We start from the raw sequence: 13,988 nt of genomic DNA on the forward strand, positions 1-13,988 counted from the left end.
TCCATATCTTTGCAGGATCGCAAGCGCTCGACGCGGCTGCCATCGCCGAAACACAGGCGCAGACCGTCGCACTGGCGGCGCGGTTAGCGGGCGGGATCGGCGTGGCCCCGCCGCTCGTCAATCTGGGCGGGGGAATGGGTGTTCCCTATTTTCCGGGCGACAAACCGGTCGATACGGTGGCAGTCGGCGAAGCGCTTGCGGCGACGTTGGCGGCGCGCGATCCGATCCTTGCGGACAGCCGCTTCGCGATGGAACTCGGGCGCTGGCTGGTTGCGGAAGCGGGGGTCTATTTGACCCGCATCGTCGACCGAAAGACCAGCCACGGCGAGACCTTTCTCGTTACCGACGGCGGGCTTCATCACCAGCTTGCCGCCAGCGGCAATTTCGGGACCGTCATTCGCCGCAACTATCCGATCGCGGTGGCCGGACGGTTCGGCGCCGAACCAAGCGAAATCGTGTCGGTGGTCGGCTGTCTCTGCACGCCGCTCGACCGGCTCGGCGACCAGCTATCGTTGCCGCGCGCCCAGGTTGGCGACCTGATCGCGATCTTTCAGGCGGGTGCCTATGGTGCCAGCGCGAGCCCCGCCGCTTTCCTCGGCCAGGGACCGGCAGGCGAAATGCTCGTCTGACGCCGCGAAAGCTGTTCCTTATCGGGACATTTTCATGATGCCGCGGTTCAAACTTATGTCAATACTAACATTATGTTCACCCTTTTCGAGCAATGGCTGATGCTGACGTAACAGCTGTCGTCGCGGGATCCGGACCGCGGCAACCCCCGACGGCTCGAAAGGTTGATTGATTATGGCTTCCTTCTCCTCGCTCCGCGTTGCTCGCGCCGCGCTCGTTTCGGGCATTGCCGCGACCGCGCTGACCGGTTGCGCCGGCGCCGGCGGTCCTGCGCCGCAGCTGCCCAGCGCGACCTTCGTCCAGAACCAGGAGGGGCCGGGCGAGGAATATATCATCGGCCCGCTCGACGAATTGCAGATCTTTGTGTGGCGCAATCCCGAACTCGGCGGCAAGGTGCAGGTGCGCCCCGACGGCCGGATCACGACGCCGCTGATCACCGACATGCCCGCGGTGGGCAAGACGCCGACGATGCTGCAACAGGATATCAAGTTGCAGCTCAGCCAATATATCACCGATCCGATCGTCAGCGTCATCGTCACCAGTTTCAATAGCACCTTTTCGCAGCAGGTGCGGATCGTCGGCGCGACCGAAAAACCGGCCTCGATTCCGTTCCGCGCCAACATGACCGTGCTCGATGCGATGATTGCAGTCGGCGGCCTCGGCGAATATGCGGCGGGAAACAAGGCGCGACTCGTCCGTTTCGACAAGGGCAGCGGCAAGCAGCAGGAATTCGGTCTGCGGCTCAACGACCTGATCAAGCGCGGCGATATCAAGGCGAATGTGCGGTTGCAGCCCGGCGATGTGATCATCATCCCCGAAAGCATGTTCTGACCTTTCGGCCGGCCAACCCTTTCCCAAGGACTGAAGCGAAGCGATGAACAGCCTCTACGACGAATTCCGGGTGGCACTGCACAGCGTCTGGACGCGCCGGTGGCTGGTGCTCGCGGTGGCCTGGGGCATCTGCATCCTCGGCTGGCTGGCGATCGCGTCGATCCCGAACCGCTATGATTCGCGGGCCCGCCTGCTCGTCGATATCAACGAAATCCTGCCCGATGACGTGCAGGGCGGAGGGATGGGCGGACGCCAGCAGATCGACCAGATTCGCGAAACGCTGACCAGTGCGCGCAACCTCGAAAAGGTGGCGGCGACCACCGGGTTGCTTCCCGCGGGCGCGGGCGAGCGCGAAAAAGCGGGCGCGGTCGCGATGCTGCAAAAGAACATCAAGGTCGTTCCGCAACAGGATAACATCTTCGAAATCACCTCAAGCATCGCAGTCGGCAGCCTGTCGGACGCCGACAATGCCAAGCTCGCATCGGGCGTGCTCGACAGCCTGATCACCGTGTTCCGCGACGATCAGTTGCGCGGTGGACGGATGAACGCGCGCGAGGGGCTGAAATTTCTCGATGCGCAAATTGCCGACCGCGAAAAGGCCCTGCGCGAAGTCGAAGCGCGCCGCAGCGCGTTCGAGGCGCAGAACATCGGCTTGATCCCCGGCGGATCGGGCTCGCCGGCGCAGCGCGTCGAAGCCGCGCGTGCCGAGCTCAGCCAGATCGATTCGCAGCTGGTATCGGCGCAGGCGCAGCTTGCGGCCGCCAACGGTCAGCTCGCTTCGACTCCGCAGACGATCCCCGGAGTGGGCGGCGTCGGCGGCGGTGTCGCGCGCCAGCAGCTTGCCGGCGCGCAGAACGAACTTTCGTCGATGCGTTCGCGCGGCCTGACCGACGCGCACCCCGACGTTATCGCATTGAAGAGCCAAATCGCGTCGCTCAAGGCGATGGCCGACCGCGAGGGAAGCGGTGGCGGCGGCGGGATGCAGAATCCGGCCTATGCCTCGCTCGCCGCGATGCGGGCCGAGCGCCAGGCGACCGTCAGCGCGCTGTCGTCGCGCAAGAGCCAGCTGATGGGCGACATCGCCAAGATCACCGCGCAGCAGATCCAGAACCCCGGCATCGCCGCCGAATATGACCGGATCAATGGCGAATATACCGCGTTCAAGGCGCAATATGACAAACTGCTCGCCCAGCGCGAACAGGTTCGCCTGCGCGGCGAGGTGCAGACCGAAACCGACGCGATCAAGGTCGAGCTGCTGGATCCGCCGTCGAAACCGACCAGCCCCGCGGCGCCGAACCGGCCGCTGTTCCTGACGCTCGTCCTGCTTGCGGGTATCGGCGGGGGTGTCGGCGTTGCCTTCGGCCTCGGCCAGGTGCGCACCAGCTATGCCACGGCGGCCAAGCTCGAACGCGCCAGCGGCCTGCCAGTGATCGGATCGATCACCGAAGTCGTGACGCCCGAACGCCATCTCGACCGGCGCAAGAAACTCGTCTGGCTGGCCGGGGGAGGGGCGGCGCTCGTCGGCCTCTATGCCCTGCTGCTGGTCGCCGAATTCATCCAGCGCGGCATGGTTGCGTGACGGGGGACGATGACATGAACGACCAACGCAAAGTCAAGCGCCCGCCCTCGCTCCTCGAACGCGCGGCCGACATGTTCGGCATCGATCCCGTCGCCAATGCGCCGACGATCGATGTGTCCAACCTGCCGCCCGAACCGGAAAAAAAGACGAAGGCGGTTAAGGTCGAGCCTGCCGCCGAAACGCCGCGGCCCGAGATACTCGATCCGGTCGTCGAAGCTGCACCCGCGATCGAGCCGGCCCCGGCGCCCAAACCGTCGCCGCGCAAGGACGTGGCCAGGGCGGCACCCGCCGTGGTTCCGACGCGGCAGGGCACGATCGACCGCGAACGCCTCGCCGCGCGCGGGATGATCGTTCCCGGCACGCCCGTCACCGGCATTGCCGAAGAATATCGCATCGTGAAGCGCGAGCTGATCCGGAATTTCGGCGGCAGCGGCAACCGTCCGGTCCTGCCGCGCGGGCATCGGGTGCTGATCGCGTCGGCCAATCCGGGCGAGGGCAAGACCTTCTCGGCGGTCAATCTTGCGCTCAGCCTCGCGGTCGAGGCCGATCATGACGTGCTGCTGATCGACGCCGACATCGCCAAGCCGAGCGTGCTCGAAGCGCTGGGGCTGGAGGATGGCCCCGGGCTGATGGATGCACTCGCCGACCCGCATCTGGCCGTGGGCGACTGCCTGATCCAGACCGACATCCCGGGGCTCAAGGTCATGCCGGCCGGCACGGGTCATATGCACGATACCGAACTCCTCGCCTCGGCGCGGACCGAAACGCTTCTGGCGCAGCTCGAAGCCGGTGCGCCGGGCCGCATCCTCATTCTCGATTCGCCGCCGGTGCTGGCGGCATCGCCCGCCGCCGTGCTGGCGGGCCATGTCGGCCAGCTCATCATGGTCGTGCGCGCCGATGAAACGCTCGAATCCTCGCTGCGCGACGCGATCGGCCTGATGGGGGCGTGTCCGCATATCCAGTTGCTCCTCAACGGAGTGAAATATTCGCCGGGCGGTCGCCGCTTCGGGACCTATTACGGACAAGGAGGCGCGTGATGCGCACCACCATCACCATGCGTCACGTGGGGACGCTGGCTGCCCTGCTGCTCGCCGGGACGGCGACCGGCGCGCACGCACAATTTTCGGGCGACCCCGGCACGGGCGGTGGCGATGCGCCGTCGGCGGGTGCGCCTGCGGCATCCGAACCCGGTCGTTCGGAGCGCCGCCGCGAAGCGCGGCGCAGCGAGCGCCGGGTCGATGTCAGCCCCTATCTCGAAGTCGGGCAGGTCCTGACCGCCGACCTCAAGAACGGCGGCGACGTGCTGACCTATACGACGGTTGCGGCCGGCGTCGATGCGGCGATCGTCACCCGCCGTGCCGAACTGGCGGCGACGCTGCGTTACGAACATCAGTTCGGCTGGGGCCGCGAGGGCGACACCGACGTCATCAGCGGCCTCGCGCGTGGCCGCTATGAACTTACGCGCGGGCTCAACCTCGAAGGCGGCGCGCTCGCCACCCGCACGCGCGCCGACGGGCAGGGGGCCGACAGCGGCCTGTTTATCGGCGACGCCAGCAACGTCGCGAACCTCTATTCCTTCTATGCGGGGCCAACCTTCGCACGGCGTATCGGCGGCCTCGACGTCGGCGCGGGCTATCGTTTCGGCTATACCAAGGTCGATGTCGATGAGCCGGCGATCCTCGGTCCCGGCAGTCAGCCGCAGGATATTTTCGACAGCTCGACCAACCATATCGCCTGGGCGAGCGTCGGCGCGCGGCCCGGCGACCTGCCGTTCGGCTGGCAGCTGTCGGGCGGCTACGAGCGCGAGGATGCAAGCCAGCTCGATCAGAGGTTCGAGGGTAAATATGCGCGCGCCGACATCACGATGCCGGTCGGGCCGACAATCGCGCTGCTTGGCGGTGTCGGTTACGAGGACATCGAAATCGGCCAGCGCGATCCCGTGCTCGACGCCAACGGCTCGCCGGTTCGCGATGCGAACGGTCGTTTCGTCACCGACACCTCGCAACCGCGCCGGCTGTCGTTCGATACCGACGGGCTGATCTGGGACGCTGGCGTGATGTGGCAGCCGAGCCGCCGCACCTCGCTGACCGCCAAGGTCGGCCGCCGCTATGGCGATACCATCTATACCGGCAGCTTTTCCTATCGCGCTGATCATGCGACGTCGATCCAAGTCGGCGTTTATGATGGCTTGTCGAGTTTGGGCCGCGGCCTGTCGGGCGGTCTCGCCGCGCTGCCAACGCAGTTCGACCCGACGCGCAACCCGATCGGCGGCACGATCAATCCGTGCGTCTTCGGACAGGAAGGCGGCGGGTGCCTGAACAACCAGCTCGGCAACGCCAATTCGGCGCAATATCGCAGCCGCGGCGTGCAGGCGACATTGTCGTCGCGCTTCGGCGGCTGGGCCTATGGCGTTGGCGTGGGCTACGACCAGCGCAAGCTGCTCGTCCCGCAATTGTCGCCGATCGCAAGCCTCAACGGCATCAAGGACGAGAGCTATTATCTCTTCCTGTCGGCCGGGCGCCGGCTCGACGTCGATTCGGACCTCAGCCTGTCGGGTTACCTCAATTATTTCGATAATGGCGCCCCGAACGCGAGCGATGTCCAGTCGGCCGGGCTTTCGGCTGCTTACTCGCGACGCTTCTGGCGCGGCCTGACCGGGACGGCGGCCGCCAGCCTGAACGCCTATGATCAGGAAGGCTTCGACAGCCAGCTGATCGGTTCGGCTTTGGTGGGACTGCGTTACAACTTCTGATGGGTTTGACCCTTTGGGCAACGGGAATATTGCGATGTACGATCAGTTCTATGGTTTCACCGGACGTCCGTTCCAGCTGACGCCAGACCCGCATTTCTATTTCGAAAGCGGCACGCACCGAAAGGCGATGTCCTATCTCGGCTACGGGCTTGCGCAGGGCGAGGGATTTATCGTCATCACCGGCGATGTCGGTGCGGGCAAGACGACGCTCGTCGGCCATCTGATGAACACGATTGACCCCAATCGGCTGACCGCGGTCAAGCTGGTATCGACGCAGGTCGAGGGCGACGACCTCCTCCGCCTTGTTGCCGAACAGTTCGGCATCGAGTGGGAAGGGCAGAGCAAGGCTGAACTGCTGCGCGCGATGGAACAATATCTGCGCGAACAGGCGCGCGCCGGCAAGCGGACGCTGCTGATCGTCGACGAAGGGCAGAATCTTGCGATCTCGGCGCTCGAAGAGCTGCGCATGCTTTCGAACTTCCAGCTTGGCGGGCATTCGCTGCTGCAGATTTTCCTGCTCGGCCAGCCCGAATTCCGCCAGACGCTTTTTCATTCGCCAACGCTCGAGCAGCTTCGCCAGCGTGTGATTGCGACGCATCATCTCGACCCGATGGAGCCTGAAGAAGTCGAACCCTATATCCTCCACCGCCTTGGCAAGGTCGGCTGGACGGGCAATCCGAGCTTCAGCCCCGACGCATTCGAGGAAATCTTCGACTACAGTGAAGGCGTGCCGCGCAAACTCAACGTGCTGGTCAGCCGCTTGCTGCTTTATGGCGCGGTCGAACAGATGAACCGTATCACCGCGCAGAATGTGCGTTCGGTCGTCGCCGAGATCGAGGCCGATCGCGGCATCGATGCGTCGACGCTCGCACCGCTGCCGGTCGATGAAGTCGTCGCGGCCGCCGCCGCCGCGGTCGCACCGACGCCGGCCCCTTTCGCCTCGCCCTCGGCGTCGGCCGACGCCGCGCCCGAATGGCCGCAGCGCGCGGCGCTGCCTGCCGCCGAGACGCCGGCGCCCTTCGCGGCGCCCAAGCCTTCGGCGCAGCTTGTTTCGCTGACGCCGCCCGAACCTGCGGACGATGTTTCGGAACGCGCGGCGGATGCGGTCGCGGACGCGCCGGCACCCGCCGGCCCTGCCGTCGATCCCGCGCAGCTTGCGGCGCTCGAAGCGCATATCGCGTCGCTCGAGGAGCGCCTCGTCGAGCAGGATGCGGCGCTCCGCCGCGTGCTCGACCTGCTGATCGAATGGGTTGAGCGCGATCCCGAAAATGCACCCAATCCGGCAAATTCGCGGACCTGGGCGGCCTGACAACCCGGCCAAGATCGGCTATCCAGCTGATGAAGGTGATGAAAAATGCAGAACGGCCTGTCGGTCGATGTCGAGGACTGGTTTCAGGTCGGCGCCTTTGAGCGCACGATCGACCGTGACGACTGGAACGGGCTCGAATGCCGCGTCGAGGCGAACTGCGACGCCGTGCTGCAGATTTTCGCCGATGCGGGGGCAAAGGGTACTTTCTTCACCTTGGGCTGGGTCGCCGAACGCTACCCCGCGCTGATTAAGCGCATCGTCGCGGCGGGTCACGAACTCGCGAGCCACGGCTATGACCACAAACGCGTCTTCAACATGACGGCGGCCGAATTCGCTGCCGACATCAAAAAGACGCAGACGATTCTCGAAGACATCGGCGGCACCCCGATCCGCGGCTATCGGGCGCCCAGTTTTTCGGTCGATACACGCACGCCCTGGGCGCATGTCGTGCTCGCCGAACAGGGCTATGCCTATTCGTCCAGCGTCGCGCCTGTTGTTCACGACCATTATGGCTGGCCGCAGAGCCCACGTCACGCTTGGTGCCCGCTTCCCGACAGCGATCTTGTCGAATGGCCCGTGACGACCGCGCGCGTAGCGGGGCGCACGCTGGCGGCGGGCGGCGGCGGTTTCATGCGCCTGCTTCCCTATGGCTTCACGCGCTGGGCGATCGCGCGAATGAATGCTGAGGGGCACCCGGCGATCCTCTATTTCCATCCGTGGGAAATCGACCCCGGCCAGCCGCGCGTCGCCAATGCGCCGATCAAGTCGAAAATCCGTCATTACAGCGGCTTGTCCGCCATGGCTGGCAAGCTGAAAAGGCTGCTCGCCGACTTCGAATGGACGCGCGCCGACGCGCTGCTTCCTGCGCAGCAGCAACGCGCGCAGCCGTGGCGCGCGGCGGCGTGAACGCGCCGGCGCTCCCCATGGAGGACGGATTTTCGGGTACGCCGCTGTCCGATGCGGTCGAATGGGACGCCTATGTCGCGGCGCATGCCGGCGCGACGCCGTTCCACAGCCGCGCGTGGTGCGAGGCCATCACCAAGGCGACGGGGCATCGCTGCCATCTCGTCACCGCGCGCGATGCAAGCGGGGCGCTCACCGGTATCCTGCCGCTCCACCATATCCGTTCGCCGCTGTTCGGGCAGGCGCTGGTGGGCAGCGGCTTTGCCGTCGACGGCGGCATTCTTGCCGACGATCCGGAGGTCGCGGCCGCGCTCGCGGAAGGCGCGGTGGCGATGGCGGCGTCGCTCGGTGTGCCGTCGGTCGAATTGCGCGGCGGCCCTTTACCCGGCGGCGAAGGCTGGCGGGTCGAGGAGGGTGTCTACGCCGGTTTTGCTCGCGATCTTGCCACCGATGACGATGCCGAACTTCTCGCCATCCCGCGCAAGCAGCGCGCCGAGGTTCGCAAGGTTCTGGAAAGCGCGCTCACCGTGACGACGGGTCGCGACGCTGCCGAACGGCGCGATCACTATCGCGTCTATGCGACCAGCGTCCGCAATCTCGGAACGCCGGTTTTCCCCAAGGCATTGTTCGATGCGGTGCTCGACGCCTTTGGCGACGCCGCCGACATCCTCACCGTTCGTGAGGATGGCCGGCCGGTTGCGAGCGTGCTCAGCCTGTACTGGCGCGGAACGGTGATGCCCTATTGGGGCGGCGGCCTCGCCGATGCGCGCCGGCTGCGCGCCAATGAACTCCTGTATTTCGCGCTGATGCGCCATGCGCGCGAACGCGGTTGCACGCGCTTTGACTTCGGCCGGTCGAAGGTCGGCACCGGACCCTTCGCGTACAAGAAGAACTGGGGTTTCGAGCCGCAGCCGCTGGTCTACGCGCGCTGGCTCGCGCCGGGTGAAGCCGCGCGCGATACCAACCCGAACAGCGCCAAATATCGTCTCCGGGTCGATCTTTGGAAAAAGCTGCCCCTGTGGGCGGCTAACCGGATCGGGCCGCTGATCGCGCGCGGCCTAGGCTAATGCCCGAAATCCTGTTTCTCGTCCACCGCGCGCCCTGGCCTCCCGACCGCGGCGACCGGATCCGCAGCTGGCATATGTTCGAAGCGCTGGCGAAGCTCGCACCCGTCCATGTCGCGGCGCTCGCCGACAATGCAGTCGAAGCGGAGGTTGCCCGTGCAAAGATGGCGTCGCTTTGCAGGAGCCTGGCAATCGAAGTGCGCGGTGTGTCGCGCCCGCTGGCGTTGATTCAGGCGGTCGCACGCGGCGAGCCGGTGTCGAACCGCCTGTTCCGCAATGCGGCGCTGGCACGGCATGTCCAAGCGCTTGTCGAGCGGAGTGCGATCAGCCATGTCGTCGCCTTCTCGGGCCAGATGGCGCAATATATCCCGGCCGGTTTCACTGGCCCGGTGCTGATGGATTTTGTCGATGTCGATTCGGCGAAATTCGCAACCTATGCGGAGCAGGACAGGCGACAGCCGCTGAACTGGGTACACAAGCGCGAAGCGCGCGTGCTGGGCGCTTATGAAGCCGGCGTTGCGCGTCGAGTCGATGCCAGCCTGTTCGTCAGCGAGGCCGAAGCGGACCTCTTCCGCAGCCAAAGCGGCCTGGGTGCCGATCGGGTGCGCGCGGTTGAAAATGGCATAGACACCGACCGGTTCGATCCGTCGATCCCGCTGGATACCGTCGGGGCGGGCGAGGGGCCGCTCGCGGTCTTTACCGGCCAGATGGATTATCGCCCCAACATCGATGCGGTGCGCTGGTTCGCAGCCGACATATTGCCGACGATCCGGGTGCACCATCCGCACGCCCGTTTCGCCATCGTTGGCCGTGCCCCGACCGAGGAGGTGCGCGCGCTCGAAAAACTATCCGGCGTGATCGTGACGGGCGAGGTGCCCGACGTGCGCCCGTGGCTCGCCGCCGCCGATGCGGTGGTCGCACCGCTGCTGCTCGCGCGCGGTGTGCAGAACAAACTGCTCGAAGCAATGGCGATGGCGCGGCCGGTGGTCGCCAGTGCCGCCGCGGCGACGGGCATCGACGCGGTGGAAGGCGAGCATCTGCTCGTCGCAGAAAAGGCCGACGCGATGGCCGATGCCGTCTGCACGCTGTTCGGCGATCGCGCGGGTGCGGCGGCAATGGGGCGGGCGGCGCGCGCGCGGATGATCGCGCGCTACGGCTGGGATGCGCGCATGGCACCACTAGGCGAATTGCTGGGACTGCCCGCATGACGGCCTGGCGCCGCCATCTTTCCACGCTTGCGCTTCTGTCCGCGACGATCCTCGCCGTCTTCTGGCGCGATGCCGCCGACATGGTCGGCATCTGGTGGCACAGCTCGACGTTTACCCACTGTCTGCTGATGGTCCCGATGATCGGTTGGCTTGTATCGCAGCGCGTCGCGCTCCTCCGTTCGCTCACCCCGGCCTTCTGGTGGCCTGCGCTCGTCTGGATGGCGGGGGGCGGGCTGGTGTGGCTCGTCGGCGAAGCCGCCGGCGTCGGCTTGTTTCGGCAACTCGGCGTCGTGCTGATGTTGCAAGGCGCGGTCGGCGCGGCGCTCGGCGAAAAGCTGGTGCGCGGATTGTTGTTCCCGCTCGGCTATGCGTTGTTGCTCGTGCCGTTCGGCGAGGAACTGGTGCCGCTGCTCCAGACCTTCACCGCGCATATCAGCGTCGTCCTGCTCCACCTGTCGGGCATTGCGGCCGAGATGCAGGGCGTGTTCATCACGACCGACGCCGGATTCTTCGAGGTTGCCGAGGAATGTTCGGGGGTCAATTTCCTGATTGCGATGCTCGCTTATTCGGTGTTCGCGGCGCATCTCTGTTTCAGGAGCTGGACGCGGCGGATCGTCTTTGTTGTCGCCGCGCTCGCGACGACGATCCTGGCCAATGCGCTGCGCGCCTATGGGACGATGGTGGCCGCCGAAATCTGGGGGATCGAGGCGGCGGGCGGGATCGACCATATCTTCTATGGCTGGATATTCTTCGGGCTTGTTATCCTGCTCGTGATGCTCGTCGCGCTGCGCTGGTTCGACCGTCCGGCGAACGATGTCGCGGTCGACGTCGGCGGGCTTGGCGGTTCGCTGCGCTTTACCGGCACTGCCCGGGGCGTGGTGCCCGCCGCGCTGGCGATGCCCTTGCTGTTCGCCGGCTGGGGTCTGCTGATCGGCGGACGCAGCGCCGCGCTGCCGGACAGCGTGACGGTCGCGGCGCCTGCGGGATGGAGCGATGTCCGCGTGACCGGGACGGCCTGGGTGCCGCGCTTCGACGGTGCCGACCAGCGGTTGCAGCGCCAGTTCGCCGACGGCAAGGGACAGATCGTCACCGTCGCGATCGGCGGATATGAACGGCAGGCCGAGGGGCGCGAGGTTGTCGCATTCGGGCAGGGCGCGATCGATCACGACAGCAAATGGGCGTGGAGCGCGGCGCTGCCGGCGGTCGAGGGCGCGAAGACCGAGCGGCTGCTGCACCCCGGTCCAGTCCTGCGCGACGCGGCGACATGGTATGTCGTGGGCGGCGAGGTGACCGGCAATCCGCGTCGCGCCAAGCTCGCGGGGTTGCAAGCGCGGCTGTTCGGCGGCGATCCGCGCGCGTTGACACTGATCGTGTCGAGCGAGGAGCGGCATGGGGGCCGCCGCGCGATAGAGGATTTCGTTTCCGCGTCGGGTGGAGTCAACGCCATGGCTGACCTCGCGCTGAAAACCCGCTAGACGATCTATATATGTGCGGCATCGCGGGCATTTATCACGTTGAAACGGCAAAGCCTGTCGACCCTGCGCGACTGCGGGCGATGCTGCATCCGATGGCGCATCGCGGCCCGGACGGTTCGGGCGAATGGACCGCCCCCGGCGTTGGGCTCGCGCATCTGCGCCTCTCGATCATCGACATCGCGGGCAGCCCGCAGCCGATGACGAGCGACGACGAGATCGTCACCATCACCTACAACGGCGAAATCTACAATTTCCGCGAGCTGCGCGCCGAGCTCGAGGATCGCGGCCACCGGTTCCGGACCAGTGGCGATACCGAAGTCATCATCGCTGCCTGGCGCCAATGGGGGCCCGACTGCCTGTCCAGGCTCAATGGCATGTTCGCTTTTGCGATCCACGATCATCAGCGCGGATGCCTGTTCCTCGCGCGTGACCGGCTGGGGGTAAAGCCGCTTCACCATGTTCGCTTGTCGGATGGATCGGTTGCCTTCGCCTCCGAGCTAAAGGGGCTGCTCCGCAACCCGTTGCTCCGACAGGAAGCCAATCTGACCGCGATCGAGGACTTCCTCGCCTTCGGCTATGTTCCCGACGACAATTGCATCGTCGCGGGGGTCGAGAAGCTGGCCGCCGGTCATTATCTGATGCTCGAACGCGGCAAGCCGGTAACCGCGCCGGTGCGTTGGTGGGCGCCCGATTTTTCCAAACGCGTCCGCGCATCCGAGGGCGAGGCGGCCGAGCATCTCATCCCTCTGATGCGCGCCGCGGTCACCGACCGCATGGTGTCCGACGTGCCGCTCGGCGCCTTCCTGTCGGGCGGCGTCGACAGCAGCGCGGTGGTCGCGCTGATGGCTGAGGCGAGCGCGAAAGCGGTCAAGACCTGCACCATCGGTTTCGACCAGGCGGCGCTCGACGAAACGGCTTATGCGCAGGCGATTGCCGAACGTTTCGCGACCGATCACCGCACGCGCACCGTGGCGGCGAGCGATTTCGCGCTCGTCGACCGCATTGCCGACCAGTTCGACGAACCCTTTGCCGACGCAAGTGCGCTGCCGACCTACCGCGTGTGCGAACTCGCACGCGAAGAGGTGACGGTGGCGCTCTCGGGCGACGGCGCTGACGAGGCCTTTGCCGGATACCGCCGGCTGGTCTTCCAGCATCAGGAAGAGCGGCTGCGCGGGCTGATTCCGGGCTTCATGCGCCGCGGGCTGCTCGGCCCGCTGGCGCGCGTCTGGCCGCAGATGGACTGGGCGCCGCGCCCGTTGCGCGCGCGCGCAACGCTCGCCAGCCTGTCGAAAAGCGGAGCGGAGGGCTATGCCGAAGCGGTCGGCGTGACGGGGCAGGCGCAACGCGCGAAACTGTTCAACGACGCGGCGGTCCACGCGCTCGGCGAGCATGTCGCCGAGGCGCGCTATTGGAGGGCAATGGCGGAGGCGCCCGCGCGCCAGGCGCTCGACCGCGCGCAATATGCCGACCTGATGATCTGGCTGCCCGGCGACATCCTGACCAAGACCGACCGGATGAGCATGGCGGTCAGCCTCGAAGCGCGCGAGCCGCTGCTCGATTACCGGCTGATCGAATTCGCCGCGAGCCTGCCCGCGTCGATGCGCGTGAAGGGCAGCACGGGCAAGGCGATCATGAAGCAGGCGATGGAACGCTACCTGCCGCACGACATCCTCTACCGCCCCAAGATGGGGTTCGTGACGCCGGTGTCGCACTGGTTTCGCGGCCCGCTCGCCCAGCAGGCGAAGGCACTGGCGACCTCGTCGACGCTGGCGCGTTCGGGCTGGTTCGACATGGCCGAAATCGAACGCATCGTCGCCGCGCACCAGTCGGGAAGACGCGACCATGGCCGGTTGATCTGGCAATTCTTCATGCTCGAAAAATCGCTGGCAAAACTGTTCGGCATTTGAACTTCCGCGGCGGCATAGGGGTGGTTCGCTGCACCCCCTGTGACCTGTCCAAAGTTCAGTAAAGGTCAGCCTTGTGCGCTGCCCGATTTGACGCCGCAGGGGTGCGGGACGCACCCAACCGCGATCGCGTGCGCAAACCGGCCAAAACCGCTTTTATTTACCGGATGAAAGAGCCGGGATGAAGGCTGGCATAGCCGGATATTGTAGGAAAGACCTTTTTGCAGGCGTCGACTTTGGGGTGGGAAGCGGACACTAACTCGCGGGATTGATTTCCGGCCCGAGCTCCCAGTCCGCCACGTTCCATTCGAAGACTCGATCTGTACCCTCTTCCAC

The 13,988-nt window shown here is 66.0% G+C and carries 10 protein-coding genes and 1 pseudogene; all 11 read left to right on the forward strand.

What is annotated here, in order from left to right:
• A pseudogene (locus ATE71_RS21080) lies at positions 1 to 629 on the forward strand (pyridoxal-dependent decarboxylase, exosortase A system-associated); the annotation flags it as partial.
• A gap of 172 nt (positions 630 to 801) precedes the next feature.
• Entirely contained in the window at positions 802 to 1,458 is a 657-nt protein-coding gene (locus ATE71_RS21085) for an XrtA/PEP-CTERM system exopolysaccharide export protein (RefSeq protein ID WP_058805300.1), read from the forward strand.
• Between the two features lie 43 nt (positions 1,459 to 1,501).
• Complete coding sequence (locus tag ATE71_RS21090) at positions 1,502 to 3,037, forward strand: XrtA system polysaccharide chain length determinant (protein WP_058805301.1); 1,536 nt, start codon at positions 1,502 to 1,504, stop codon at positions 3,035 to 3,037.
• Positions 3,038 to 3,051: 14 nt separating this feature from the next.
• Entirely contained in the window at positions 3,052 to 4,074 is a 1,023-nt protein-coding gene (locus tag ATE71_RS21095) for a P-loop NTPase (RefSeq protein WP_058805308.1), read from the forward strand.
• The gene (locus ATE71_RS21100; RefSeq protein ID WP_058805302.1) at positions 4,074 to 5,789 is read left to right on the forward strand and encodes a hypothetical protein; all 1,716 of its coding nucleotides are present in this window, start codon (positions 4,074 to 4,076) and stop codon (positions 5,787 to 5,789) included. Before ATE71_RS21095 ends, ATE71_RS21100 begins: the two co-directional genes overlap by 1 nt.
• A gap of 34 nt (positions 5,790 to 5,823) precedes the next feature.
• The gene (locus ATE71_RS21105; RefSeq protein WP_058805303.1) at positions 5,824 to 7,098 is read left to right on the forward strand and encodes an XrtA/PEP-CTERM system-associated ATPase; all 1,275 of its coding nucleotides are present in this window, start codon (positions 5,824 to 5,826) and stop codon (positions 7,096 to 7,098) included.
• 45 nt (positions 7,099 to 7,143) lie between these two features.
• Positions 7,144 to 8,004: an XrtA system polysaccharide deacetylase gene (locus ATE71_RS21110; protein WP_058805304.1), complete on the forward strand. Its 861-nt coding sequence runs from the start codon at positions 7,144 to 7,146 to the stop codon at positions 8,002 to 8,004.
• Positions 8,005 to 8,021: 17 nt separating this feature from the next.
• Positions 8,022 to 9,068, forward strand: coding sequence for a FemAB family XrtA/PEP-CTERM system-associated protein (locus ATE71_RS21115; protein WP_058805309.1), 1,047 nt, complete (start codon positions 8,022 to 8,024; stop codon positions 9,066 to 9,068).
• Complete coding sequence (locus ATE71_RS21120; protein ID WP_058805305.1) at positions 9,068 to 10,273, forward strand: TIGR03087 family PEP-CTERM/XrtA system glycosyltransferase; 1,206 nt, start codon at positions 9,068 to 9,070, stop codon at positions 10,271 to 10,273. The genes ATE71_RS21115 and ATE71_RS21120 overlap by 1 nt, the downstream gene beginning before the upstream one ends.
• Positions 10,270 to 11,748, forward strand: a complete 1,479-nt coding sequence (locus tag ATE71_RS21125) for an EpsI domain-containing exosortase (protein ID WP_058805306.1) — start codon at positions 10,270 to 10,272, stop codon at positions 11,746 to 11,748. The genes ATE71_RS21120 and ATE71_RS21125 overlap by 4 nt, the downstream gene beginning before the upstream one ends.
• Positions 11,749 to 11,759: 11 nt before the next feature.
• Complete coding sequence (locus ATE71_RS21130) at positions 11,760 to 13,655, forward strand: XrtA/PEP-CTERM system amidotransferase (protein ID WP_058805307.1); 1,896 nt, start codon at positions 11,760 to 11,762, stop codon at positions 13,653 to 13,655.
• Positions 13,656 to 13,988: the final 333 nt, after the last annotated feature.

This window comes from Sphingopyxis sp. H115 (assembly GCF_001468465.1).
Taxonomy (GTDB): Bacteria; Pseudomonadota; Alphaproteobacteria; order Sphingomonadales; family Sphingomonadaceae; genus Sphingopyxis.